Below are 22,906 nucleotides of genomic sequence, written 5' to 3' on the forward strand. Positions count from 1 at the left end.
GGGTACTGCTGCGGGCGAGCGGCACCGAGCCGATGGTGCGGGTCATGGTCGAGGCGGCCGAGCACGGCACCGCTCAGCAGGTGGCTGATCGCCTCGCCGCGGTCGTGCGCGAGCAGCTCGCCGTCGCGACCGCCTAGATCTTGCGCAGCAGCACGGTCTCGACCGTGTGATCGCTGGCCTTCCGCAGCACGAGCGAGGCGCGGGCGCGCGTCGGAAGGATGTTCTGCACCAGGTTGGGCTCGTTGATCTCGCGCCAGATCTCGCGCGCTTTGGCGACCGCCTCCTCGTGCGTCAGTGCGGCGTACCGGTGGAAGTAGCTGCGCGGGTCTGCGAAGGCCCCGCGCTGCAGCGCCAGGAAGCGCTCCTCGTACCACTGAGCGATGTCGCTCGTGCGGGCATCCACGTAGATCGTGAAGTCGAAGAGGTCGCTGACGGCGAGCGAGGCGCCCGCGCCGGGAGGCTGCAGAACGTTGAGCCCTTCGACGATGAGGATGTCGGGCCGTCGCACGATGATCTCGGCGCCTGGCACACGGTCGTAGCTGAGGTGGCTGTAGACCGGTGCGCGCACCTCATCAGCACCCGACTTCACCCGGGCGACGAAGCGCAGCAGAGCGCGCCGGTCGTACGACTCGGGGAACCCCTTGCGGTGCAGGATTCCGCGACGACCGAGCTCGGCAGTGGGCAGCAGGAAGCCGTCGGTCGTTACGCGCTCGACGCGCGGGGTGTCGGGCCAGCGCGAGAGCAGCTCACGCAGCAGGCGGGCGATCGTCGACTTGCCGACCGCGACTGAACCCGCGACGCCGATCACGAAGGGTGTGTGCTGGCCGGGTTCACCGAGGAAGCTGCGCGTGGCCTGATGCAGTTCGCGCGCCCCGACGGCGTAGAGGCTCAGCAGCCGGCTGAGCGGCACGTACACCTCGTCGACCTCGCGCATGTCGAGCGCGTCGCCGAGGCCGCGCAGCTGAACGAGCTCCGTCTCGGTAAGCGGATGCGCGGTGGCGGGCGCGAGGGCCGCCCACCGCTGCCGGTCGATCTCGTCGAACGGGCTCGTCTCGCGCGCTGCGCTCGGATCGCTCATCGGCACCACAGTACCCCTGGGCGTTCCGCTGTGGCGGGAGCCGTAGAATGGTCGGCTATGTGCGGAATCGTGGGGTATGTCGGAACCCGGGGCAGCGTCGAGGTGCTGCTCGGCGGATTGAAGCGTCTCGAGTACCGGGGCTACGACTCCGCCGGTGTGGCCGTGATCGACGACGACGGCCACCTCGACACGCGCAAGCACGCCGGCAAGCTCGGGGTGCTCAGCGACGACCTCGCGGCGACCCCGCTCACCGACGGCCAGACCGGCATCGGCCACACGCGCTGGGCGACGCACGGCGGCCCGACGGACGAGAACGCCCACCCCCACCTCGGCGATGAGGGCAAGCTGGCGCTCATCCACAACGGCATCATCGAGAACTTCTCCGAGCTGAAGGAGGAGCTGCTCGCGAGCGGGCACTCGTTCACCTCGCAGACCGACAGCGAGGTCGCCGCTCTCCTCGTGGGCGATGCCTTCCGCGAGACCGGAGACCTCACGACGGCCATGCTGCAGGTCGTGAACCGCCTCGAGGGCGCGTTCACCCTGCTCGCCGTGCACGCCGACCAGCCGCACGTCGTCGTCGGCGCACGTCGCAACTCGCCGCTCGTCATCGGGCTCGGCGAGGGTGAGAACTTCCTCGGCTCCGACGTCGCGGCCTTCGTCGAGTACACCCATCACGCCATGGAGATCGGGCAGGACCAGCTCGTCACCATCCGCCCCGACAGCGTCGAGGTCGTCGACTTCGCCGGGCGGGCGGTGACGCCCACGACCTTCGAGGTCGACTGGGACGCCTCGGCCGCGGAGAAGGGCGGCTGGTCGAGCTTCATGGCGAAGGAGATCAGCGAAGAGCCCGAAGCGGTCGCGAAGACCATCATCGGCCGCGTGCACGACGGGCTCGTCGACCTGCCGGAGGTGACCGCGCTCGGCCCCGAAGTGCTCTCGAGCATCGACCGCATCCTCATCATCGCGTGCGGCACCGCCGCCTACGCGGGCATGGTCGGCAAGTACGCGATCGAGCAGTGGGCGCGCATCCCCGTCGACGTCGAGCTCGCTCACGAGTTCCGCTACCGCGAGCCGGTGCTGTCGCCGACCACGCTCGTCGTCTCGATCAGCCAGTCGGGCGAGACGATGGACACCCTCATGGCCGTCAAGTACGCCCGCGAGCAGGGCGCTCGCACGCTCTCGATCTGCAACACGCAGGGGGCGACCATCCCCCGCGAGTCCGACGCTGTCGTCTACACCCACGCGGGTCCCGAGGTCGCGGTGGCCTCGACCAAGGCCTTCGTGGCGCAGATCACCGCCATCTACCTGCTCGGGCTGCAGCTCGGCCAGGTCCGCGGCACCCTGAGCCCCGAGCGCGCCCGCGGCCTCGTCGCCGAACTGCAGGCGGTGCCCGAGAAGCTCGCGGCCGTGCTGTCGACGGGCGAGCGCATCAAGGAGCTCGCGCACTGGATGGCGGACACGCGCTCGGTGCTGTTCCTGGGCCGCCACGTCGGCTACCCGGTGGCACTCGAGGGCGCGCTCAAGCTCAAGGAGCTCGCCTACATCCACGCCGAGGGCTTCGCGGCGGGCGAGCTCAAGCACGGCCCGATCGCGCTCATCGAGCCGGGGCAGGTCGTGTTCGTGATCGTTCCGAGCCCGCGCGACCCGAACTCGCTGCACGCGAAGGTGGTGTCGAACATCCAGGAGATCCGCGCGCGCGGCGCGCGCGTCATCGCGATCGCCGAAGAGGGCGACGTGGCTGTGCTGCCGCACGCCGACGAGGTCATCCGCATCCCGCTCGCCTCGCCGTTCTTCGAGCCGCTGCTCGCCGTCGTGCCGCTGCACATCTTCGGCATGGAGCTCGCCGCGGCGAAGGGCCTCGACGTCGACCAGCCGCGCAACCTCGCCAAGTCCGTCACGGTCGAGTAAGCCCGTCGAGCAGTCCGGTCGAGAAGGTCAGCGGGGCGTGCCATGGGGCGGATCGTCGGGATCGGGGTCGATGTCGTCGACCTGGCGCGCTTCGAACGAGCCCTGAGCCGCACCCCCCGGCTGCGCGAGCGGCTGTTCGCCGAGACCGAGCGCGACCTGCCGCCGCGCTCTCTCGCGGGCCGGTTCGCCGCCAAGGAGGCCCTGCTCAAGGCGCTGGGGGCGACCGACGGTATCAGCTGGCACGACATGCGCGTCGTGCCCGATGACGAGGGCAACCCCGACCTGGTGCTGAGCGGGCGCGCGGCCCAGATCGCGGCCGAGCGAGGGATCGGCTCGGTGCACGTGTCGATGTCGCACGACGCCGGGGTCGCGATCGCGTTCGTGGTGGCCGAATCATGAGCCGTCCGCTGCGCGAGGCCCGCATCTCGGCGACAGCGATCGGCGAGAACGCCGCGACGATGCGACGCCTCGTCGGCACCCCGCACACGATGGCGATCGTCAAGGCCGACGGATACGGGCACGGTGCCATCACGGCCGCGCGGGCGGCCCTCGAGGCGGGCATCGACCATCTCGGCGTGGCCGACCTCGATGAGGCCTTCGAGCTGCGGGCCGCCGGAATCGATGCGCCCGTGCTCGCCTGGCTGCACGACCCCGAGGCCGACTTCGCGGCCGCTGCCGAAGCGGGCATCGCCCTCGGGGTGAGCTCGCGGGCGCAGCTCGCCCGCGCCGCGGCGAGCGGGCACCGGGCGACCGTGCACGTGAAGGTCGACACCGGGCTCTCGCGCAACGGCGTCGTCGAGGCCGAGTGGGGCCCCCTCGTCGAGCAACTGGCGTCGAGCGTCGCCGCTGGCGACCTCGTGCTGGGCGGCGTCTTCAGCCACCTGTCGAACACCTCGCCCGACGACGACCGGGCGCAGGTGGTCGCCTTCGAACGGTTCGTGGATGCGGTGCGCAGCGTCGGGCTCGAGCCGGGCATCCGGCACCTGGCCGCGTCGGCCGCGGCGCTCGACCACCCCGCGGCCCGCTACGACATGGTGCGCATCGGACTGGCCCTGTACGGGGTGGCCCCCGAGCGGCACCTGCGCGGCACGCTGCCGCTCGTGCCGGCCATGCAGCTGAGCGCCCGCGTCGTCGGGCTCAAGCGCGTGCCCGCAGGAAGCGGGGTCTCGTACGGCTACCTGCATCGCACGACCGCGCCGACGACGCTCGCCCTCGTGCCGCTCGGGTACGCCGACGGCGTGCCGCGCGCGGCCGTCGACGCCCCCGTGCTCATCGGCGACCGCGTGCACCGGGTCGTCGGCCGCATCGCCATGGACCAGCTCGTCGTCGACGTCGGCGACGCCCCCGTGGTGCTCGGCGACCGCGCCGTGCTGTGGGGCGACCCCGCCGACGGCGAGCCCGGCGTCGACGAGTGGGCCGACGCCGCCGGCACGATCGCCTACGAGCTCGTCACGCGGCTCGGTCGCCGCGTGCACCGGACCCGGAGATGATCCGCATGCCCGTGACGCTCACGATCGCCGACCCTGACGCCATGGCGCGCCTCGGTGCGGTGCTCGCGGCGCAGCTGCGCGCCGGTGACACGATTCTGCTCACGGGCGAGCTCGGCGCCGGCAAGACGACGCTGACCCGCGGACTCGGTGCGGCACTCGGCGTGCGCGGCACAGTGACGAGCCCGACGTTCGTGCTCGCGCGCACGCATCCGCGCACGAGTGCCCCGTCGCTCGTGCACGTCGACGCCTACCGGCTGCGCGACGCGGCCGAGCTCGACGACCTCGACCTCGACTTCGAGGGCTCGATCGTCGTCGTCGAATGGGGTGCGGGGCTGCTCGAGCACCTCGTCGACGACTGGCTGTCGGTCACGATCGAGCGGCCGACCGGCGCGGGCGCGGGCGCGACAGCGCCCCCGAACTCCGAGCAGGCGGCTCGCGACGACGACCCTGACGCCGCGCCCATCGAGCCCCGCACCGTCACGATCACGGGCGTCGGTGACCGCTGGGCCGACCTAGGCTGGCTGCATGCTGCTCGCGATTGACACCTCCGCGGGCACCGCGGTGGCGGTCGTCGCCGACGACGGCCGTGTGCTCGCCGAACGCTCGACCGACGACACCCGGCGGCACGCCGAGGTCATCGGCCCGTTCCTCGACGCGGTGCTGCACGCGCCGGGTGTCTCGGCTGCCGCGCTGACGGGCGTCGTCACGGGCATCGGACCCGGGCCGTACACGGGTCTGCGCGTCGGCATCGCGGCCGCGCGCGCGGTCGCGTTCGCGCGGGGCATCCCGCTGCTGCCCGTGCCCAGCCACGACGCCGTCGCGCTCGCCCTCGTCGAAGGCGGCATCGCCGCGGGGCGCTTCTCGGTGGTGACGGATGCCCGCCGCCGCGAGGTCGCCGTGACGAGCTACACCGCCGCCCTGCCCCTGCCGACGGTCGTGCGGCCCGCGCACCTCGTCGCCCGCATCGAGTGGATGCCCGAGGAGGGCGTCGCCGCGCACGAGGTGCACGAGATTCCCGCCGTTCCGCTCGCGCACGTCGCCCTCGCCCGGCTCGCCGCGGGCCTGCCGTTCGCCGCGCCCCAGCCGCTCTACCTGCGGGCACCCGATGTGACGCTCTCGACCCCGAAGCGGGTGAGCTGATGAGCGGCGAGTCGGATGCCGCCCCCGTCGAGGTGCGCGTGCGCGACGCCGGCCCCTCCGACCTCGACGCGATCATGGCGCTCGAGACGTCGACCTTCCCGGGTGACGCCTGGAGCCGCGAGATGATGGCCGCCGAGCTCGGTGCCCGCCACACGCGCTACCTCGTCGCCGGTATCGGCGATGCGGTCGTCGGCTATGCGGGTCTGAGCGCGCCGTCCGGCGCCGCACAGGCCGACATCCAGACGATCGCGGTCGACGCCGGGCATCGTCGGCTCGGCATCGGGGCGCTGCTGCTGCGGCGCATGCTTGACGAGGCTCGCTCCCGCGGCGTCGACGACGTGCTGCTCGAGGTGCGTGCCGACAACCCTGATGCCCAACGGCTCTACGAGCGCCACGGCTTCACGGCGATCGCCGTGCGGCCGCGGTACTACCAGCCCGACGACGTCGACGCGATCGTCATGCGGTGGGAGGCGGGACCGTGAGCGCGCAACCATTGGTCCTCGGCATCGAGACGAGCTGCGACGAGACCGGAATCGGCATCGTGCGCGGCACGACCCTGCTCGCCAACGTCATCTCGTCGTCGATGGAGGAGCACGCGCGCTTCGGCGGCGTGGTGCCCGAGGTCGCTGCGCGCGCCCACCTCGAGGCGATCGAGCCCGCCCTTCGCGAGGCGCTCGAGACGGCCGGGGTGACCCTCGACGAGCTCGATGCCATCGCGGTGACGAGCGGGCCCGGCCTGAGCGGCGCGCTCATGGTCGGTGTCGGTGCCGCGAAGGCGCTTGCGGTCGCGCTCGAGAAGCCCTTCTACGCCGTCAACCACCTCGTCGGCCACGTCGGCGCCGACGTGCTGCGCACCGAGGGCGAGCCCGCGATCGCGCTGCCCACGATCGCCCTGCTCGTCTCCGGCGGCCACACGTCGCTGCTGCACGTGCGCGACCTCACGAGCGATGTCGAGCTGCTCGGCGAGACCATCGACGATGCCGCGGGTGAGGCGTTCGACAAGGTCGCGCGCCTGCTCGGGCTGCCCTACCCGGGCGGCCCGCACATCGACCGCGTGGCCGCCGAGGGCGACCCGGCCGCCGTGCGGTTCCCGCGCGGGCTCACCCTTCCGAAAGATCTCGAGCGCCACCGCTACGACTTCTCGTTCTCGGGCCTCAAGACCGCGGTCGCCCGGCATGTCGAGAAGCTGCGGGATGCGGGCGAGCCCGTGCCCGTCGCCGACATCGCCGCCTCGTTCCGCGAGGCGGTCGCCGACGTGCTCACGGCCAAGGCCATCGCGGCCTGCGCCGACCTCGGTGTGCCCCGGCTGCTGCTCGGCGGGGGCGTCGCCGCCAACGCTCGCGTGCGGGCGCTGGCCGCGGGGCGCGCGGCCGCCGCCGGGGTCGAGCTGCGCATCCCGCCCCTGTCGCTGTGCACCGACAACGGCGCCATGATCGCCGCGCTCGCCGCGCAGCTCATCGCCGCGGGCCATCCGCCGTCGTCGCTCGGCGTGAGCGCGGATTCCACGTTGCCGGTGACGCAGATTCAGGCGTGACGCCGCGTGACGGCGCTCGCGCCGCCTCGTTGACACCCCCTGACCGCACTGCCAGCATGGGGCGTGCCCGTTCGGGCCGTCACCGACCACCATCCAGGAGTTAGTTCATGTCTGACGTCACGCCTCCCCCCGCCCCGCAGCCCGCGCCGACGCCGTACGCCTCGGCTCCGACCGGGCCGAAGACGAACACGCTGGCGATCGTCTCGCTCGTGCTCGCGTTCTTCATCTCGCTCGGCGCGGTCATCACGGGCCACATCGCCCTCAGCCAGATCAAGAAGACGGGCGAGAACGGCCGCGGTCTCGCGATCGCCGGCCTCGTGCTCGGCTACCTCGGTCTCGTCGCCGGCATCATCGGCACGATCATCTGGGTCAGCTTCTTCGCGATCGCGGCGTCGAGCGGCAACTTCTCGTACTAGATCCGCAGGCTCTTCCGAGGCTCGCACCGGGGTGATCCCCCGGTGCGAGCCTCTATCATGTGCGGAGCAACCCGTGCCCGACCCTGAGCCGAACGGCGTGACCCGATGACCGACTCCACCGCCCGCACCCCGCATCGACTGGCGCCCGTGGCGCTGATCCTGGCGATCCTCGTGCCCATCGCTGGTGCCGTTCTCGGCCACATCACCCTGCGCCAGATCGCCCAGACTGGCGAACCCGGCCGCGGGCTCGCGCTGGCCGCCACGATCATCGGCTGGCTCGGGACCGTGGCCTGGTTCGCGTTCTGGGGCATCTTCCTCGCCATGATCGGAGCCATGGCGGTCTGATCCCCCCGCCTGCCCGATCGACTCGACACCGCATCCCACCCCGCTGAAGGAGACCATCGTGGCCGATTCCCCGCTTCCCCCGCCGCCCCCGCCCGCCCCCGGTCAGGGCGCCGCGGATGCTCCGCTGCCGCCCATCGAGGGCGCGACCGCCCCGGCCGCCGCGAAGAAGCCGGCGACACGCAAGCCCACTGCCGCGAAGGCGGCGCCCGCGGAGGCGGCTCCGCCGCCCGCCTCCGCTGCCGAGACGCCGGGGGCGGTCCGACCCGACCCGTACGCTCCCGGTCCGGCGGCGCCGGCGAACCCCTCGGCTCCGCAGAACCCCTCGGCACCCCACAACCCCTATGCCGCGCTGCCGACCGCGCCCTCCTCGACGCTCAGCGTGCTCGCGCTCGTGTTCGGCATCATGGGCCTGATCTTCTCGTTCTTCCTGCTCGGGCTCCTGCCCGCCATCGCCGGCGTGATCCTGGGGCATCTCGGGGTAAAGCGCGAGCCGCACGCCCGAGGCATGGCGATCGCCGGCCTCACCACCGGCTATGTCGGCATCGCGATCTCGGTGCTGTGGGCTCTCGCCATCCTCGTTCCGCTCGTGCTGCTCTGGTTCGGCATCGCGGCGGCGGGGGCCTGGAGCACGTTTTAGGCCCGCACGGCTCTCACGCGCAGCGCTCGGTGATGAGGGCGGTCTTCTCGCCTGCGAGGCGAGTGAGCACGAGCACGGCCGAGCCCGTTCCCTTCAGCTTCAGCCGGGGGCGCAGCGTGGATGGATCGATGTCGACGCCGCGCTTCTTGATCTCGAGCGTGCCGATGCCCCGGTCGGCGAGAGCGCGCCGCAGCCGGGCGACGTCGACGGGCAGCCGTTCGAGCACGCGGAACGCGCGCGCGAACGGCGTCGGGGTGAGCCGGTCGGCGGTCACGTACGCGATCGTCGGGTCGAGCATCCGCCCCTCGATCGATCGCGCCAGGTCGCCGATGAGGCGCGCGCGGATGACGGCGCCGTCGGGCTCGTAGAGGTATTCGCCCAGGGGGCCGGGCTCGACGTCGTCGGTGTCGGCCGCGGCGCGCAGCTCCGCGGGCGGCTCAGAGCCGCGCAGCACCAGGGCGGCCCGGCCGACGCCCGGGCGGGCGAGCGCGCCGCTCCAGAGCACGAGCTCGACGACCTCGCCGTCGACCGAGATCCACTGCGCTTCGAGGCCCTCGGGCAGGAGCGCGCGATCCATGCCCGGGGCGAGCTTGATGCCGGCGGGTCGCTGCTGCGCGATCGCGAGCGCCTGCGTGAGCGTCGGCGACCAGTCGTCGGGAGACGACAGGCGCGACGCTCCCTCGCGCCGCGCCGGGTCGAGCCACACGGCATCGAAGTCGTCGAGGGGGAGGTCGAGCGCGTCGCCGTGAACGACGTGCGCGGTCGCGAACGGCACGAGGTTGTAGGCGGCGATCGCCGCGGTCGCCTCGTCGCGCTCGACGGCCGTGACGCGCAGGTCGAGCGCCGCCATCGCCATCGCGTCGCCGCCGATGCCGCAGCCCAGATCGGCCACGCGCGTGAGCCCCGCGGCGGCGAAGCGCCCCGCGTGCACCGCGGCGACGCGCAGCCGACTGGCCTGTTCGAGCCCCTCCTGCGTGAACAGCATGCGCTGCGCGAAGGGGCCGAACTTCGCCTCGGCCTTGCGACGCAGCCGGTACTGCGTGAGCACCGCCGCGACCCGTGCGGGGGGATGCCCCTGCTTGCGCAACCGCGACACGAGCGCGACGGCATCGGTGACCGTGCCGCTCGGCTCCAGCTCGTCGAGCAGCCGCAGCGCCTCGGGCGTCAGCACCTCGCGCAGCTCGGCAGCATCCATGCCCTGATCCTCCCACTCCGGTGGCGCTCGCCGCGGCTGGCACTCGGATTGCGTGAGTGCTAACCGCTTCGGTACAGTGGTGCTGGCACTCGCACGTCGAGTGTGCCAACCCCCTCATCGTCGTAAGAAAGAAGAGGTCAACCGTGTCGGTCAGCATCAAGCCGCTCGAGGATCGCATCGTCATCAAGCAGGTCGAGGCGGAGCAGACCACCGCCTCGGGTCTCGTCATCCCCGACACTGCCAAGGAGAAGCCCCAGGAGGGCGAAGTCGTCGCCGTCGGCCCCGGCCGCATCGACGACAACGGCAACCGTGTTCCGCTCGATGTCGCCGTCGGCGACCGCGTGCTGTACTCGAAGTACGGCGGCACCGAGGTGAAGTACGGCGGCGAGGAGTTCCTCGTGCTGTCCGCTCGCGACGTGCTCGCGGTGGTCGTGCGCTAGGCGCATCCTCACCCGCATCCGAACCCCCGATCCGCCTCGTGCGGTCGGGGGTTCGTGCTGTCGACGGCCTGTATGGTGCGGTCTCGCCACCGGGCTACAGTGACGGTGTGCCCGACTCGCGCCTCTCCTCCAGCGGGCTCGCCCTCGCGATCAGCGCCTACGGGCTGTGGGGCTTCCTGCCCCTCTACTTCCTGCTGCTCGACCCCAGCACGCCGATCGAGATCGTCGCCTGGCGCATCGTGCTCTCGCTCGTCTTCTGCGTGCTGCTGCTCGCGGTCACGCGGGCGTTCCGACCGTTCGCCGCCCTGCTGCGCGACCGGCGGATCATGGGGCTGAGCCTGCTGGCCGGCATCCTCATCGCCATCAACTGGATCGTCTACGTCTACGGCTCGACCAACGGCTTCGTCGTCGAGGCCGCCCTCGGCTACTTCATCAACCCCATCGTCTCGATCGCCCTCGGTGTCGTCTTCCTGCGCGAGCGGCTGCGCGTCGGCCAGTGGGTCGCCGTGGGCATCAGCGTGCTCGCCGTGCTCGTGCTCGCGGTGGGCTACGGCCAGCCGCCGTACATCTCACTCGCCCTCGCGTTCTCGTTCGGCTTCTACGGCTACATCAAGAACCGCATGGGCGGGAAGGTCTCGGCCGTCGCCGGGCTCACCCTCGAGACGGCCTGGCTCGTCCCCGTCGCGATCGTCGCGCTCATGGCGGTGCAGCTGACGAGCGGCATCACGCTCGGCACCTCGGGGCTCGGCCACGCCGTGCTGCTGTCGCTCGCGGGCATCATCACGGCCGTGCCGCTGCTGCTCTTCGCGGGCGCGACGCGGCGGCTGCCACTCAGCGTCATGGGCTTCATCCAGTACTTCGCACCCCTGCTGCAGTTCATCTTCGGCGTCGCGGTGCTGCTCGAGCCGATGCCGCCCGAGCGATGGCTCGGCTTCGCGCTCGTCTGGCTCGCACTCGTGGTGCTCTCGGTCGAGGCCGTCGTGCAGCGGCGGCGGGCCGCCCGCGAGCGGCGGGCGCTGCCGCCCGAGACCGGGCCGGTCGAGACGGTCTGAGCGAGGCGCTCAGCCGAGGTCGCGCAGCGCGCCGTCGAGCTCGGTGACGAACCGCTCGGCATCGGCGTGCGAGAACGGCAGGGGAGGCCGAAGCTTCAGGGCCGCGTTGTCGCGCCCCGACGCGCTGATCAGGATGCGCCGCTCGCGCAGTGCGCTCACGAGCGTCACCGCGGCGGGGGAGTCGGGGGCGCCCGTCGCCGGGTCGACCAGGTCGACCGCCAGGTAGAGCCCGCTGCCGCGCACGCCGCGCAGCCGCTCGTGGCGCGTGGCGAGCTCGCCGAGCATCTCGAGCAGGGCGGTGCCCACGACCGCGGCGTTCTCGGGCAGCCGTTCGTCGTGCAGCACCTCCCACGTCGCGCGCGCGGCGGCCACCGACACGGGCGTGCCGGCGAAGGTGTTGAAGTACCGCACGCTCTCGCCGAACTGCCGAATGAGGTCGCGCCGGGCGATGAGCGCCGCGACGGGCAGCCCGTTCGCCATGGGCTTGCCGAGCGTCACGAGGTCGGGCTCGAGGTCGTGGCGGGGGAATCCCCAGAGGTCGGGTGCGGCCCCGGTCGCGCCCAGCCGCCCGAAGCCGGGCTGCACCTCATCGGCGATCACCAGGCCTCCGGCGTGTCGCACGAGCGCCTGCACGGCGGTGAGAGCCGCGCGGGTGCCCGGCGAGGGGGCGATGAACCCGTCGCTCGCGAACGCCGTATCGACGATGAGCGCCGCGACACCGTGGCCCGCGGCCTGCAGCTGGGCGATCGCGGCGCGGGCATCCGCCACCATGCCGCTGCCGTCGCCGACCGGAGGGCGCACGGTGCGCACCCAGTCGGCCAGCGAGGGGTCGCCGCCGAGCGAGGGCGAGATCGCCGCGATCTCGGTGGTGACGCCGTGGTAGGCGTTCTCGGTGACGATGACGCCGCGGTGACCCGTCGCCTGCTTCGCCACGCGCAGCGCGAGATCGTTGGCCTCCGAGCCCGTGCAGACGAGAGTGAGGGTGTCGAGCGCGTTCGGGAACGACGCGATCAGCAGCTCGGCGTAGTCGATGAGGCCCTCGTGCAGATAGCGCGTGTGCGTGTTGAGCAGCGCCGATTGCTCTGCGATGGCCGCCGTCACGCGCGGGTGCGCGTGGCCGACCGAGGGCACGTTGTTGTAGACGTCGAGGAACTCGTCGCCGTCGGCCGTGTAGAGCTTCGTGCCGAGGCCCCGCACGAACTCGACGGGGTGCGCGTAGAACAGCCGGTAGCCGGGCGAGAGCACGGCTTCGCGCCGCTCGATGAGCGCGCGCGTGCGGTCGTCGAGCCCGGCACGGCGCTCGGGCCGGAAGTAGGTGGCGGGGCCGATCATTCGCTCGCTCCGATCGTGCTCGGGATGCTCGCGCCGAGCTCGCGCAGATCGCGGGCGATGGCGCTCAGGTTGCGGCTCGCGTACTCCGCGGCGGCGGGGTTCGCGGCGGCGATTGCTGAGTTCAGGATGGCGCGCTGGGCCAGGCGCAGCAGCACCAGCGCGGGCAGCAGCGCGTGCTCCTCGTCGGTGAGCGGCTGCACAACCTCGTAGCCCGAGACGTAGGCGTGCGCCGCTGCCCACGGCTCGTGCGCGCCTCCGGCTCGACCGCGGGCGTACGAGGCGGCGACGGCGAGGTCGGCGACTCGAGGAGTGCGGGTCATGTCGCCGAAGTCGAGCACGCCCGTGATGGCGAAGGGGGCGGTGCGCACGAGCACGTTGTCGCCGTGCAGGTCGTTGTGGGCGAGCAGGGCCGGCAGCGCCCGCGCCGGGGGGAGCACGGCATCCCTCGCCCGCGCGATCACGCGCTCCACGTCGGCGCGCAGGGTGGTGTCGGCGAGGGCGGCGGCGTGCGAGCCGTAGTGCTCGATCGCGAGGAGGTTCCACGGGGTCGGCGACCCCTGCAGCGGCGGTTGCGCTGCATCCCCGATGGCGGCGATGGCCGAGGCCAGGCGCCCGTGCAGGGCGCCGAGCTCCCTCAGCTCGTCGAGCGATCGGGGGGCGGCGCCCAGACGCTCGCCCTCGAGGAACGTGAGCACGCGGAGCATCCGCGGTCGTCCGGCCCCGTCGTCGACGATCGTCAGCAGCGCCCCGTCGCGCGCCGGCAGCACGCGCTGCACCGGCAGCGCGGGATGCGCGCGGGCGAGCGCGTCGAGCACCGCCATCTGGTCGCCGAGCTCGGTCGCATCATCGAGCGGATGCGCGAACTTGGCGACGAACCGCCCCTGACGGGCGCGCACGAGAAACGTGTCGTCCCGCTCGGTCGCGAGCCGGTCGAGCCCCTCCGCTGCGAGGCCGTGCGTGCTAGCGAGCAGTCGAGCGGCGTGCTCGCTCGCGAGCGGCACGAATGGCGCGGTCAGGTGTCGAAGTGACGGCGCGGGCACGCGCTCAGCCTATTGCGGGCGGGATAGGGTGCCCCTAACAGCTTGACCCTCTGAAGGAGCGCCGTGTCGTCACGATTCGCCCTCGTCGCTGTCGGAGCCGCCCTCTCGGTCGCGCTCGTCGGCTGCGTCGCGCCCCCGCCCCTGCCGACGCCCACCCCGACGCCGACCGAGACCGTGGAGGCGACTGGCGACGGCGTGCTGCGCATCGGCACGCTCCTGCCCATGAGCGGGGATGTCGCCTTCATCGGTCCGGCCATGGTCGCCGCGGTCGAGATCGCCGTGCGCGACATCAACGCCGCGGGTGGCGTGCTCGGCCAGCCGGTCGAGACGCTGTACCGCGACTCGGGTGACGCCTCGGAGGAGCGGCTCGAGACGGCCTTCGCCGATCTGGTCGAGCGCGGTGTCGACGTCATCATCGGTCCGGCGACCTCCGCGCTCGCCGAGCGGTTGCTGCCGCTCGCGGCCGAGGCGGGCGTCACCGTCATCTCGCCGGCCGCCACGTACCCGACCGTGCGCGACGCGGCGCCGACCGGCGTCTTCTTCCGCACGATCGCTGCCTACGACCAGCAGGCCGGCGCCATCGTGCGCGCGCTCTCGGCGTCGGGCGCTCGATCGGTCGCGATCGTGACGACGGGCGATTCGCTGGGCTTCTCGTTCGAGCTCGCCGCGCGCGCGGCGCTCGAGCAGGAGGGGATGCGCCTGCAGAGCATCGAGCAGCTCGATGCGGCGACCAACGTCGACCGCCTCGCGTTCAGCGTCTCGGGCGGCGAGCCCGACGCGGTCATCCTCGCCACCGGCACGTCTCTCGCAGCGCAGAACCAGGCGGTCATCGCGGCTCTCGCCGAACGCGGCCTCGGTGGCGACCAGCTCTGGCTGACTGCCCAGAACCTCGCCGACTACTCGGCGACCGTCGAGGCCGGTCTCATGGAGGGCGCCAACGGCGTGCTCGAGGGGGCCCCGATCGACGACGAGCTCATCGCCCGCCTCCGGCAGTCCGACCCCGCCCTGCTGAGCTTCCGGTTCGCTCCGGAAACCTACGACGCGGTCGTGCTCGCGGCGCTCGCCGCGGTGCTCGCCGGTGACGACGCGGGGCGCTCGATCGCTGCGTCGCTCGCCGACGCCGCGACGGAGGGAGTGCCGTGCTCGAGCTTCGGAGAGTGCGTCGAGGTGCTCGCGACCGAGCCGGCGATCGACTACCAGGGGCTGTCGGGCCCCCTGACGTTCGACGACGCGGGCGACATCGTCGAGGGCGAGCTCGGGCTCTACCGGTACTCGTCGGAGAACCGTCCCGAGCGCGTCGACAGCCTGGCGATCGACGCACGTTGACCTGCGGAATCCGTCGTCGATCTCGGCACGAAACGATAGATTTCGTCGACAACGCCCGGCGGCGAGTGCGTTTCATGGTGTTACAGGGATGTAACCCGAATGTGTTGTGAATGCTCACTGAGCACCGTACGGTGACTAAGCGGCCACCTTCGTGGTTCCGCATCCTGAACACATTCGAAACCCAAGGAGCAACATGGGCGTTTTCACCACGGCGAGCGGCCGTCGCTCTCGTTCTCTCAAGTCGATCCTCGGCGGCATTGCCGTCGTGGGCGCCAGCGCACTCGTTCTGAGTGGCTGCGCACCGGCTGAGACCGAAGAGCCCGCCGCACCCACCGAGCAGCTGACCCTCAAGATCGGCACCATCCTCCCGCAGAGTGGTGCCCTGGCATTCCTCGGCCCGCCCGAGGAGGCGGGTGTTGCTCTCGCCGTCCAGGAGATCAACGAGGCAGACCTCGGCATCACCGTCGAGGCCGTCTACCGCGACTCGGGCGACACCACGACCGACACCGCCACCGTCTCGGTGACCGACCTCCTCTCGCAGGACGTCTCGGCCATCGTCGGCGCGGCCTCGTCGGGCGTCTCGTTCACCGTGATCGACCAGATCGTGGCCGCTGGCGTCGTGCAGTTCTCGCCGGCCAACACGTCGCCCGACTTCACGACCTACGACGACGACAACCTCTACTGGCGCACCGCCCCCAGCGACCTGCTGCAGGGCGAGGTGCTCGGCAACCTGATCGCTGAGGACGGCGCTGCCACGCTCGGCCTGCTCGTGCTGAACGACGCGTACGGCACCGGCCTCGCCGGCGCTATTCGTGCGACGTTCGAGGCCGCCGGTGGCGAGGTCGTCGCTGAGGAGCTGTTCAACGAGGGTGACACGAGCTTCGACGCTCAGGTCTCCGCGCTGACCGCAGCCGCTCCCGACGCGATCGCCGTCATCACCTTCGACCAGGCCAAGGTCGTCGTCCCCGCCCTCGTGGGCGCGGGCTACCCCGGCAACCAGCTCTACTTCGTCGACGGCAACCTCGCCGACTACAGCGCTGACTTCGAGCCTGGCCTCGTCGAAGGCGCCAAGGGCACCCTCCCGGGTCTCGACATCGCGACCCTGGGCAACTTCCAGGACCGCTTGCTCGAGGTCGACCCCGAGCTGACCGAGTTCAGCTACGCGGCCGAGTCGTACGACGCCGTCATCCTGCTCGCGCTCGCCGCTCTCGCGGCCGGCTCGACCGAGGGTGCCGACATCGCGGCGAAGCTGCAGGAGGTCTCGGGTGGCTCGGGCGATGGTGAGAAGGCGACTGACTTCGCGTCGGCCGCGGCCATCATCCTCGACGGCGGCGTCGTCGACTACGACGGTGTCTCCGGCCCCGTCACGTTCGACGAGAACGGCGACCCCACCGAGGCGACCATCGGCGTGTACCAGTACAACGCCGACAACACCTTCAGCCGCATCAACTAGTTCCGACTAGTCGCAGCTGAGAGGGGCCCCGACTTCGGTCGGGGCCCCTTTCCTGTTCCGGGATGCCCGGCGCGGGCATCCCGGTGCCGTACGCGCCCGACGCGGCATCAGCGCCGCACGCGGAAGGGCCCCGCCGAGCGAGGATGCTCTGCGGGGCCCTGTGCGCCGTTCTGCGAGCCTATTCCTGCCCGAGGGTGCCGAGGTACAGTCCGATCACCTTGGGGTCGTTCAGCAGCTCGCGGCCCGTGCCGGTGTAGGCATCGGTGCCCTGGTCGAGCACGTAGCCGCGGTCGCAGATCTGCAGGCAGCGGCGCGCGTTCTGCTCGACCATGATCGTCGTCACGCCGGCCTTGTTGATTTCCTTGACGCGCAGGAAGGCTTCGTCTTGCCGCACGGGCGAGAGGCCGGCGCTCGGCTCATCGAGCAGGATCACCTCGGGGCTCATCATGAGCGCACGGCTCATCGCCACCATCTGGCGCTCGCCGCCCGACAGCGAGCCGGCCCGCTGGCCGAGGCGCTTCGCGAGCTCGGGGAAGATCGACACGACGAACGCGAGGCGGTGGTCGAGCTCCTTCGGCTTCTGAAAGAGCCCCATCTCGAGGTTCTCCTGGATGGTGAGCGTCGGGAACACGTTGTTGGTCTGCGGAACGAAGCCCACGCCCTTGGCCACGAGCTTGTTGGCCTTGAGGTTCGTGATGTCTTCGCCGTAGAGCGAGATCGTGCCCTCGCGCACCTTCACGAGCCCGAAGATCGCCTTGAGCAGAGTCGACTTGCCGGCGCCGTTGGGGCCGATGATGCCGATGAGCTCGCCGTCGTGCGCCGTCAACGAGCAGTCGTTCAGGATGTTGATGCCGGGCAGGTAGCCCGCCGTCACGGCGTCGACGTGCACGACCACCTTGCGGGTCTCGGTCACGGCGTCACTGCTTGCTGTCGTCGGCGTCGTCATCGGCCAGCTCCTTGATCGCGGTCATGACCCCGGTGTCGAGGTCGCCCAGGTCTTCGTCGTGATGCGACCCCAGGTAGGCGTCGATCACCGCAGGGTTCGCCATGACCTCGTGCGGGTCGCCCTCGGCCACTACGCGACCCTCGGCCATCACGATGACCCAGTCGGCGATGTGCCGCACCATGTGCATGTCGTGCTCGACGAACAGCACCGTCATACCCTCGGTCTTGAGGTTGAGGATGTGGTCGAGCAACGACTGCGTGAGCGCCGGGTTGACGCCGGCCATGGGCTCGTCGAGCATGACGAGCGTGGGCTGGCTCATGAGGGCGCGGGCCATCTCGAGCAGCTTCCGCTGACCGCCTGAGAGGCTGGCGGCGTAGTCGTCCTTCTTCGTGTCGAGCTTGAAGCGGGCGAGGAGGTCCATCGCGCGGGCCTCGATCTCGGCCTCCTGCTTGCGCCAGATCCACGGGAACAGGGCGCGCGCGAGGCCCTCGCCGCTCTGCCCCTTCGCCCCGAGCTTCATGTTGTCGAGCACGGTGAGCAGGCTGAGCGCCTTCGTGAGCTGGAAGGTGCGCACCTGGCCCTTGCGGGCCACCTTGAAGGCGGGGATTCCTGAGATGCCCTGCCCGTCGAACGTCCACTCGCCCGTGTCGGGCTTGTCGAAGCCCGTCAGCAGGTTGAACAGCGTCGTCTTGCCGGCGCCGTTCGGGCCGATGAGGGCCGTGATGGCGCCGCGGGGAATCTCGAGGTGCTCGACCTGCACGGCCGTGAGGCCGCCGAAGGTGCGCGTGATGTTGTCGGCCACGATGATCGGGTCGACCTTCTTCACACCCGGAGCCGGCTCGCCGATGTGCAGGCCGGTCGACTTGATGGGGGCGCCCTGGGCGCCGGCGCTACTTGACAAAGGCCAGCTCCTTCTTGTTCCCGAAGATTCCTTGTGGTCGATAGATGACGATCAGCATGATCGCGACGCCCACCAGGATGAAGCGAAGCTGACCCGCCTGGACGTTCGACAGGAACGGCAGCCAGCCGACCTCGACGGCCCGGGCGATGAAGCCCGAGAAGAACGACAGCAGCACCCAGAAGATGACCGAGCCGATGATCGGGCCGAACACCGTGGCGGCGCCGCCGAGCAGCAGGATCGCGTAGATGAAGAACGTGAGCGACGTCTGGTAGTTCGACGGGACGACCGCTCGGGGCAGGATGAAGATCATGCCTGCGAGGGCGCCGAAGACACCGCCGATCACCAGCGACTGCATCTTGTAGAAGTAGACGTTCTTGCCGAGCGCGCGCACGGCATCCTCGTCTTCGCGGATGCCCTTGATCACGCGACCCCACGGGCTCTTGAACAGCCGCCACGTGATGAAGGCCGCGATCGCGACGAGGCCCCACCCGAAGATGCGCACCCACCAGTCGTACTCGTTGTAGACCCACGGACCGAAGCCGTAGGTTCCCGGCGGGATCGGGTTCAGCGCCTCGAAGCCGCCCTTGTAGCCCTGCAGGCCGTTCGCCGAACCGGTGACCGACTCGAACGTGTTCGTCGTGAACAGCAGGCGCACGATCTCGGCCGCGGCGATCGTCACGATCGCCAGATAGTCGGCCCGCAATCGCAGGGTCGGGATTCCCAGGATGAGCGCGAAGACGATCGAGGCCACGACGCCCGTGAGGATCGCAGCCCACACGGGCCACCCGAAGGTCAGCGTCGCGATGGCGTAGCCGTAGGCGCCGAGCATCATGAAGCCCGCCTGGCCGAAGTTGAGCAGGCCCGTGAACCCGAAGTGGATCGCGAGACCGAGCGCGGCGAGCGCGTAGGCGGCCGTGGTCGGAGAGATGATCTCCTGCGCGGCGTTGGAGATGATTTGAAGCCAGTCGATCATGGTCAGCCCCTAGCCGATTCGTTCTTTGCGTCCGAGGATGCCCTGGGGTCGCACGAGCAGCACCAGGATGAGGATCACCAGCGCTCCGACGTACTTCATGTCGGAGGGGATGATGAGCGTCGACAGCTCGACGAAGAGGCCCACGATGAGCGCTCCGACGAGTGCGCCGAACGCCGTGCCGAGACCGCCGAGGGTGACGGCGGCGAAGGTCAGCAGCAGGATCTGGAAGCCCATGTCCCAGCTCACGCCCGGCCGGAAGTAGGCCCACAGGATGCCGGAGAGGCCGGCGAGCCCGCCCGCCATCACCCAGACGATGCGGATCACGCGGTCGACGTCGATGCCGCTCGCGGCCGCGAGCGCCGGGTTGTCGGAGACAGCGCGCGTGGCCTTGCCGATGCGCGTGCGCAGCAGGAAGTAGGCGACGCCGAGCAGCACGACGACGCTCACCGCCATGCTCGCAACATCGGTCCACGACAGGCCGAAAGCGCCGATCGAGAGCGTCGTGTCCGTTGCGCCCGGCAGCTGCTGGGTGTCGCCGCCGACGAAGAGCTGGTAGATGTAGCGCACCGCCAGCGAGAGGCCGATCGACACGATCATCATGGGGATCAGGCCGACCCCCTTGCGGCGCAGCGGCTTCCAGAGGGCCGCATCGTTCACATAGCCGAGTGCGGCGCTGAGGATGAGCGCGATGGGGATCGCGAGCCAGATCGGCATGCCCAAGGTGACGCCGAAGAGAAGGGTCATCAGGCCGCCGAAGGTGATCAGCTCGGCGTGGGCGAAGTTGCTCAGGCCCGTGGTGCCGAAGACGAGCGAGAGGCCGATCGCCGCGAGCGCGAGCAGCAGGCCGAAGTTGAGGCCGTTGAAGAGCCGCTCGATCACCTGATCGAACAGGCTCACCGTGTTGCGCTCACCCTGGCCGATGAAGAAGTTGGCCACCGCGCTGCCCGACTGCCCGACCGTGATCGTGCGCACGTTGGGCTGCTCGAGCTCGGGATCGATCACCGCGATGCCCTCGGGAAGCGTGCTCTCGTCGAGGGTGACCGTGAACTCGCCCCGCTCGGGCACTCCGACGGCCCATCGGCCGTCCTCGCCGCTCTCGACCTCGACGCGGAAGCCCCCGCCGTCGATGACGAGCAGAACATCGGCGAGCGGTTCGTCGGCCAGCTCGACGAGGCCGCTGATCTTGAAGTCGTACTCGTCGAGCCCGACTTCGTTCGCGGCCGCCGGAGCGGCGATCGACAGGGTGAGAGCGCTGACGAGGCCGGCGAGGAGCACGGCGGCGAATCGCCGGTGTGCTCGCCGGGTGAGCGGTCTGCTAGCAGCGTGTGCCACGAAACCTCCAGGTCGTTTCGGGTCGAGGCGATGCGGCCTCGCGGGCCAGCAGGCCCAGTTCGTCGACGGTGACGATACGGATCGATTGTTGCCGAGGTGTTTCGGGCTCCGACCGAACCGCTCAGCCATTATCGCGACGGAATACGTTTCGACCTAACCGGCTTAAGATGAGACACCGGAATTCAGCGCGGCATCCGGGCTCGATCGGCGGTCACCCGTGAGAGCGATCACACGGCACCGCGGTGCCGACAGAGACCCACAGCCAAGGGGAACAATGGACCAGCCCGATCCGTTCGGTTTCATCGGACTCACCTACGACGACGTGATGCTTCTTCCGGCGCACACCGACGTCATCCCCAGCGAGGCCGATACGACCTCGCGGCTCACCCGGCGGATCTCCGTCTACGCTCCCCTCCTGTCGGCCGCGATGGATACGGTGACCGAGGCCCGGATGGGCATCGCGATGGCGCGCCAGGGCGGCATGGGCATCATGCACCGCAACCTCTCGATCGCCGATCAGGCCGAGCAGGTCGACAAGGTCAAGCGCTCAGAGTCGGGCATGATCACGAACCCGGTCACGACGACGCCCGACGCGACGGTGGCCGAGGTCGACGCCCTGTGCGGCCAGTACCGCGTCTCCGGCCTCCCGGTCGTCGAGGGCGACGGCCGCCTCGTCGGCATCATCACGAACCGCGACATGCGGTTCGTCTCGCGCTTCGAAGCCGCCACGACGCTCGTGCGCGACGTCATGACGCCGGCGCCGCTCATCACCGGCCCCGTCGGCATCTCCGCCGACGACGTGCTCGCGCTGTTCGCCCAGCACAAGATCGAGAAGCTGCCGCTTGTCGACGACGCCGGGCGGTTGCGCGGTCTCATCACGGTCAAGGACTTCGACAAGAGCGAGCAGTACCCCAACGCGACGAAGGATGCCGAGGGCCGGCTGCGCGTCGGTGCCGCCATCGGATTCTTCGGCGACGCGTGGGAGCGCGCGAGCGCGCTGCGCGACGCCGGCGTCGACGTGCTCGTCGTCGACACCGCGAACGGCGACTCGCGCGGAGTGCTCGAGATCATCGCGCGGCTCAAGGCCGACCCGGCTTTCGCGCACATCGACGTCATCGGTGGCAACGTCGCGACGCGCACGGGCGCCCAGTCGCTCATCGACGCCGGCGCCGACGCCGTCAAGGTCGGCGTGGGCCCCGGCTCGATCTGCACGACGCGCGTCGTCGCCGGCGTGGGGGTGCCCCAGGTGACGGCGGTGTACGAGGCGTCTCTCGCCGCGCGCGAGGCGGGCATCCCGGTCATCGCCGATGGCGGCCTGCAGTACTCGGGCGACATCGCGAAGGCGCTCGTCGCCGGCGCCGACACCGTCATGCTCGGCTCGCTGCTCGCGGGCACCGATGAGAGCCCCGGCGACCTGATCTTCGTGAACGGGAAGCAGTTCAAGTCGTACCGCGGCATGGGCTCGCTCGGCGCCCTTCAGACGCGCGGCACCAAGACGTCGTACTCGCGCGACCGCTACTTCCAGGCGGACGTGCCGAGCGACGAGCAGCTCATCGCCGAGGGCATCGAGGGCCAGGTGCCCTATCGCGGGCCCGTCGGCTCGGTCGTGTACCAGCTGCTCGGCGGGCTGCGGCAGTCGATGTTCTACACCGGCGCGCGCACGATCCCCGAGCTCAAGCAGCGCGGCAAGTTCGTGCGCATCACCGCGGCCGGGCTCAAGGAGTCGCACCCGCACGACATCCAGATGGTCGTCGAGGCGCCCAACTACCGCCGCTAGGCGCGCGCACCCCCGCGGTGCGGCCGGGGCGCTCGCCCGAACGCGCCTCGCGCACTCCCGTCGCCTCGTGCTCTCGCAGGACCGTGCGTTTCGGCTGTGACCGTGTTCCGTTACGCACGGTCACGACCGCAGCGCACGGCCTCCTCCCCACGAGCTACCGAGAGCGAGCATCCACCTGCTCACCCTGGTCGAGGGGTGGGTGCACGGTGGTCGGTTCACACTGCCGGCATGCAGATCCCCCAGCACCTCATGAACGAGGGGATGCTCGTCGCGAGCAACCTCGAAGCGCTCGGCTACGACACTCGAGCTCTCCGCCGTGTTGCGACCGCAGGCACCCTGATTCGATTGGCACGAGGCGTGTATGTCAATGCCGTCGTTTGGCAATCGGCGACGCCGCGAGAACGGCACGTTCTGCGCTGTCGAGCCACCGCAGCTCGACTGGGCAACCAGGTCGTGCTCGCGGCCGCGTCGGCCGCTGCTGTCTTGGACCTCACCTATCTCGGCCGGTGGCCCGAGCGCGTCTGCGCGCTCAACTCCGTCGCCGACGGCACTCGTGTGCGCGGGGGAATGTCGTGGAGGGCTCATGACGAT

Annotated in this window: 23 protein-coding genes and 1 pseudogene; 16 read left to right on the plus strand and 8 right to left on the minus strand. The window is 70.7% G+C overall.

Features of this window, described 5'->3' with window-relative positions:
- A pseudogene (locus tag ACTIE9_RS08975) lies at window positions 1–137 on the plus strand (phosphoglucosamine mutase); the annotation flags it as partial.
- Here ACTIE9_RS08975 and coaA read toward each other — a convergent pair.
- The gene (gene coaA, locus ACTIE9_RS08980; protein ID WP_439565233.1) at window positions 134–1,078 is read right to left on the minus strand and encodes a type I pantothenate kinase; all 945 of its coding nucleotides are present in this window, start codon (window positions 1,076–1,078) and stop codon (window positions 134–136) included. The pseudogene ACTIE9_RS08975 and the gene coaA sit on opposite strands and share 4 nt — an antisense overlap.
- 57 nt (window positions 1,079–1,135) lie before the next feature.
- Between coaA and glmS the strand changes: the two genes are divergently transcribed.
- The 10 genes from glmS (at window position 1,136) to ACTIE9_RS09030 (ending at window position 8,548) form a co-directional block, all read left to right on the plus strand.
- Window positions 1,136–2,986: a glutamine--fructose-6-phosphate transaminase (isomerizing) gene (gene glmS, locus ACTIE9_RS08985; protein WP_439565234.1), complete on the plus strand. Its 1,851-nt coding sequence runs from the start codon at window positions 1,136–1,138 to the stop codon at window positions 2,984–2,986.
- A gap of 42 nt (window positions 2,987–3,028) precedes the next feature.
- Window positions 3,029–3,385, plus strand: coding sequence for a holo-ACP synthase (locus ACTIE9_RS08990; RefSeq protein WP_439565235.1), 357 nt, complete (start codon window positions 3,029–3,031; stop codon window positions 3,383–3,385).
- Entirely contained in the window at window positions 3,382–4,476 is a 1,095-nt protein-coding gene (alr, locus tag ACTIE9_RS08995; RefSeq protein WP_439565236.1) for an alanine racemase, read from the plus strand. The genes ACTIE9_RS08990 and alr overlap by 4 nt, the downstream gene beginning before the upstream one ends.
- A gap of 5 nt (window positions 4,477–4,481) precedes the next feature.
- The gene (gene tsaE, locus ACTIE9_RS09000) at window positions 4,482–5,018 is read left to right on the plus strand and encodes a tRNA (adenosine(37)-N6)-threonylcarbamoyltransferase complex ATPase subunit type 1 TsaE (protein WP_439565237.1); all 537 of its coding nucleotides are present in this window, start codon (window positions 4,482–4,484) and stop codon (window positions 5,016–5,018) included.
- Window positions 5,002–5,616 (plus strand): tRNA (adenosine(37)-N6)-threonylcarbamoyltransferase complex dimerization subunit type 1 TsaB, encoded by a 615-nt coding sequence (gene tsaB, locus ACTIE9_RS09005; RefSeq protein WP_439565238.1) that lies wholly within the window; start codon window positions 5,002–5,004, stop codon window positions 5,614–5,616. Before tsaE ends, tsaB begins: the two co-directional genes overlap by 17 nt.
- Window positions 5,616–6,098, plus strand: coding sequence for a ribosomal protein S18-alanine N-acetyltransferase (gene rimI / locus ACTIE9_RS09010; protein ID WP_439565239.1), 483 nt, complete (start codon window positions 5,616–5,618; stop codon window positions 6,096–6,098). Before tsaB ends, rimI begins: the two co-directional genes overlap by 1 nt.
- Entirely contained in the window at window positions 6,095–7,150 is a 1,056-nt protein-coding gene (gene tsaD, locus ACTIE9_RS09015) for a tRNA (adenosine(37)-N6)-threonylcarbamoyltransferase complex transferase subunit TsaD (protein ID WP_439565240.1), read from the plus strand. Before rimI ends, tsaD begins: the two co-directional genes overlap by 4 nt.
- Window positions 7,151–7,257: 107 nt before the next feature.
- Window positions 7,258–7,566: a DUF4190 domain-containing protein gene (locus ACTIE9_RS09020; RefSeq protein ID WP_439565241.1), complete on the plus strand. Its 309-nt coding sequence runs from the start codon at window positions 7,258–7,260 to the stop codon at window positions 7,564–7,566.
- Between the two features lie 105 nt (window positions 7,567–7,671).
- Window positions 7,672–7,911: a DUF4190 domain-containing protein gene (locus ACTIE9_RS09025; protein ID WP_439565242.1), complete on the plus strand. Its 240-nt coding sequence runs from the start codon at window positions 7,672–7,674 to the stop codon at window positions 7,909–7,911.
- A gap of 58 nt (window positions 7,912–7,969) precedes the next feature.
- Entirely contained in the window at window positions 7,970–8,548 is a 579-nt protein-coding gene (locus ACTIE9_RS09030; RefSeq protein ID WP_439565243.1) for a DUF4190 domain-containing protein, read from the plus strand.
- A gap of 13 nt (window positions 8,549–8,561) precedes the next feature.
- Here the strand turns inward: ACTIE9_RS09030 and ACTIE9_RS09035 are convergent, their stop codons facing one another.
- The gene (locus ACTIE9_RS09035) at window positions 8,562–9,743 is read right to left on the minus strand and encodes a class I SAM-dependent methyltransferase (protein WP_439565244.1); all 1,182 of its coding nucleotides are present in this window, start codon (window positions 9,741–9,743) and stop codon (window positions 8,562–8,564) included.
- A 143-nt stretch (window positions 9,744–9,886) separates the two neighbouring features.
- On the opposite strand from ACTIE9_RS09035, the gene groES reads away from it, so the two are divergent.
- Together groES and rarD are read left to right on the plus strand one after the other, a co-directional pair.
- Complete coding sequence (groES, locus tag ACTIE9_RS09040) at window positions 9,887–10,183, plus strand: co-chaperone GroES (RefSeq protein ID WP_153982817.1); 297 nt, start codon at window positions 9,887–9,889, stop codon at window positions 10,181–10,183.
- 107 nt (window positions 10,184–10,290) lie between these two features.
- Entirely contained in the window at window positions 10,291–11,235 is a 945-nt protein-coding gene (gene rarD, locus ACTIE9_RS09045) for an EamA family transporter RarD (protein WP_439565245.1), read from the plus strand.
- Window positions 11,236–11,244: 9 nt separating this feature from the next.
- Here the strand turns inward: rarD and ACTIE9_RS09050 are convergent, their stop codons facing one another.
- Both ACTIE9_RS09050 and ACTIE9_RS09055 read right to left on the minus strand, forming a co-directional pair.
- A complete protein-coding gene (locus tag ACTIE9_RS09050; RefSeq protein WP_439565246.1) occupies window positions 11,245–12,567 on the minus strand; it encodes an aspartate aminotransferase family protein in 1,323 nt (440 codons plus the stop codon).
- On the minus strand, window positions 12,564–13,607 hold the full coding sequence (locus ACTIE9_RS09055) for a phosphotransferase (RefSeq protein WP_439565247.1): 1,044 nt from the start codon (window positions 13,605–13,607) through the stop codon (window positions 12,564–12,566). Before ACTIE9_RS09055 ends, ACTIE9_RS09050 begins: the two co-directional genes overlap by 4 nt.
- A 63-nt stretch (window positions 13,608–13,670) precedes the next feature.
- On the opposite strand from ACTIE9_RS09055, the gene ACTIE9_RS09060 reads away from it, so the two are divergent.
- Both ACTIE9_RS09060 and ACTIE9_RS09065 read left to right on the plus strand, forming a co-directional pair.
- Complete coding sequence (locus ACTIE9_RS09060; RefSeq protein WP_439565248.1) at window positions 13,671–14,933, plus strand: ABC transporter substrate-binding protein; 1,263 nt, start codon at window positions 13,671–13,673, stop codon at window positions 14,931–14,933.
- A gap of 193 nt (window positions 14,934–15,126) precedes the next feature.
- Window positions 15,127–16,386 (plus strand): ABC transporter substrate-binding protein, encoded by a 1,260-nt coding sequence (locus tag ACTIE9_RS09065; protein ID WP_439565249.1) that lies wholly within the window; start codon window positions 15,127–15,129, stop codon window positions 16,384–16,386.
- A 178-nt stretch (window positions 16,387–16,564) separates the two neighbouring features.
- Here the strand turns inward: ACTIE9_RS09065 and ACTIE9_RS09070 are convergent, their stop codons facing one another.
- Genes ACTIE9_RS09070 through ACTIE9_RS09085 form a run of 4 tightly spaced genes read right to left on the minus strand, consistent with a single transcriptional unit; the run spans window position 16,565 to window position 20,481 of the window.
- Window positions 16,565–17,332, minus strand: a complete 768-nt coding sequence (locus ACTIE9_RS09070; protein WP_439565250.1) for an ABC transporter ATP-binding protein — start codon at window positions 17,330–17,332, stop codon at window positions 16,565–16,567.
- Complete coding sequence (locus ACTIE9_RS09075; RefSeq protein WP_439565251.1) at window positions 17,304–18,233, minus strand: ABC transporter ATP-binding protein; 930 nt, start codon at window positions 18,231–18,233, stop codon at window positions 17,304–17,306. Before ACTIE9_RS09075 ends, ACTIE9_RS09070 begins: the two co-directional genes overlap by 29 nt.
- Window positions 18,223–19,203 (minus strand): branched-chain amino acid ABC transporter permease, encoded by a 981-nt coding sequence (locus ACTIE9_RS09080; RefSeq protein WP_439565279.1) that lies wholly within the window; start codon window positions 19,201–19,203, stop codon window positions 18,223–18,225. The genes ACTIE9_RS09075 and ACTIE9_RS09080 overlap by 11 nt, the downstream gene beginning before the upstream one ends.
- 12 nt (window positions 19,204–19,215) lie before the next feature.
- The gene (locus ACTIE9_RS09085) at window positions 19,216–20,481 is read right to left on the minus strand and encodes a branched-chain amino acid ABC transporter permease (protein WP_439565252.1); all 1,266 of its coding nucleotides are present in this window, start codon (window positions 20,479–20,481) and stop codon (window positions 19,216–19,218) included.
- 331 nt (window positions 20,482–20,812) lie between these two features.
- Here ACTIE9_RS09085 and guaB point away from each other — a divergent pair, with 331 nt between their 5' ends.
- Window positions 20,813–22,315, plus strand: coding sequence for an IMP dehydrogenase (gene guaB / locus ACTIE9_RS09090; RefSeq protein ID WP_439565253.1), 1,503 nt, complete (start codon window positions 20,813–20,815; stop codon window positions 22,313–22,315).
- Window positions 22,316–22,906: the final 591 nt, after the last annotated feature.

This window comes from Microcella sp. (assembly GCF_051860105.1).
Classification (GTDB): Bacteria; Actinomycetota; Actinomycetes; order Actinomycetales; family Microbacteriaceae; genus Microcella.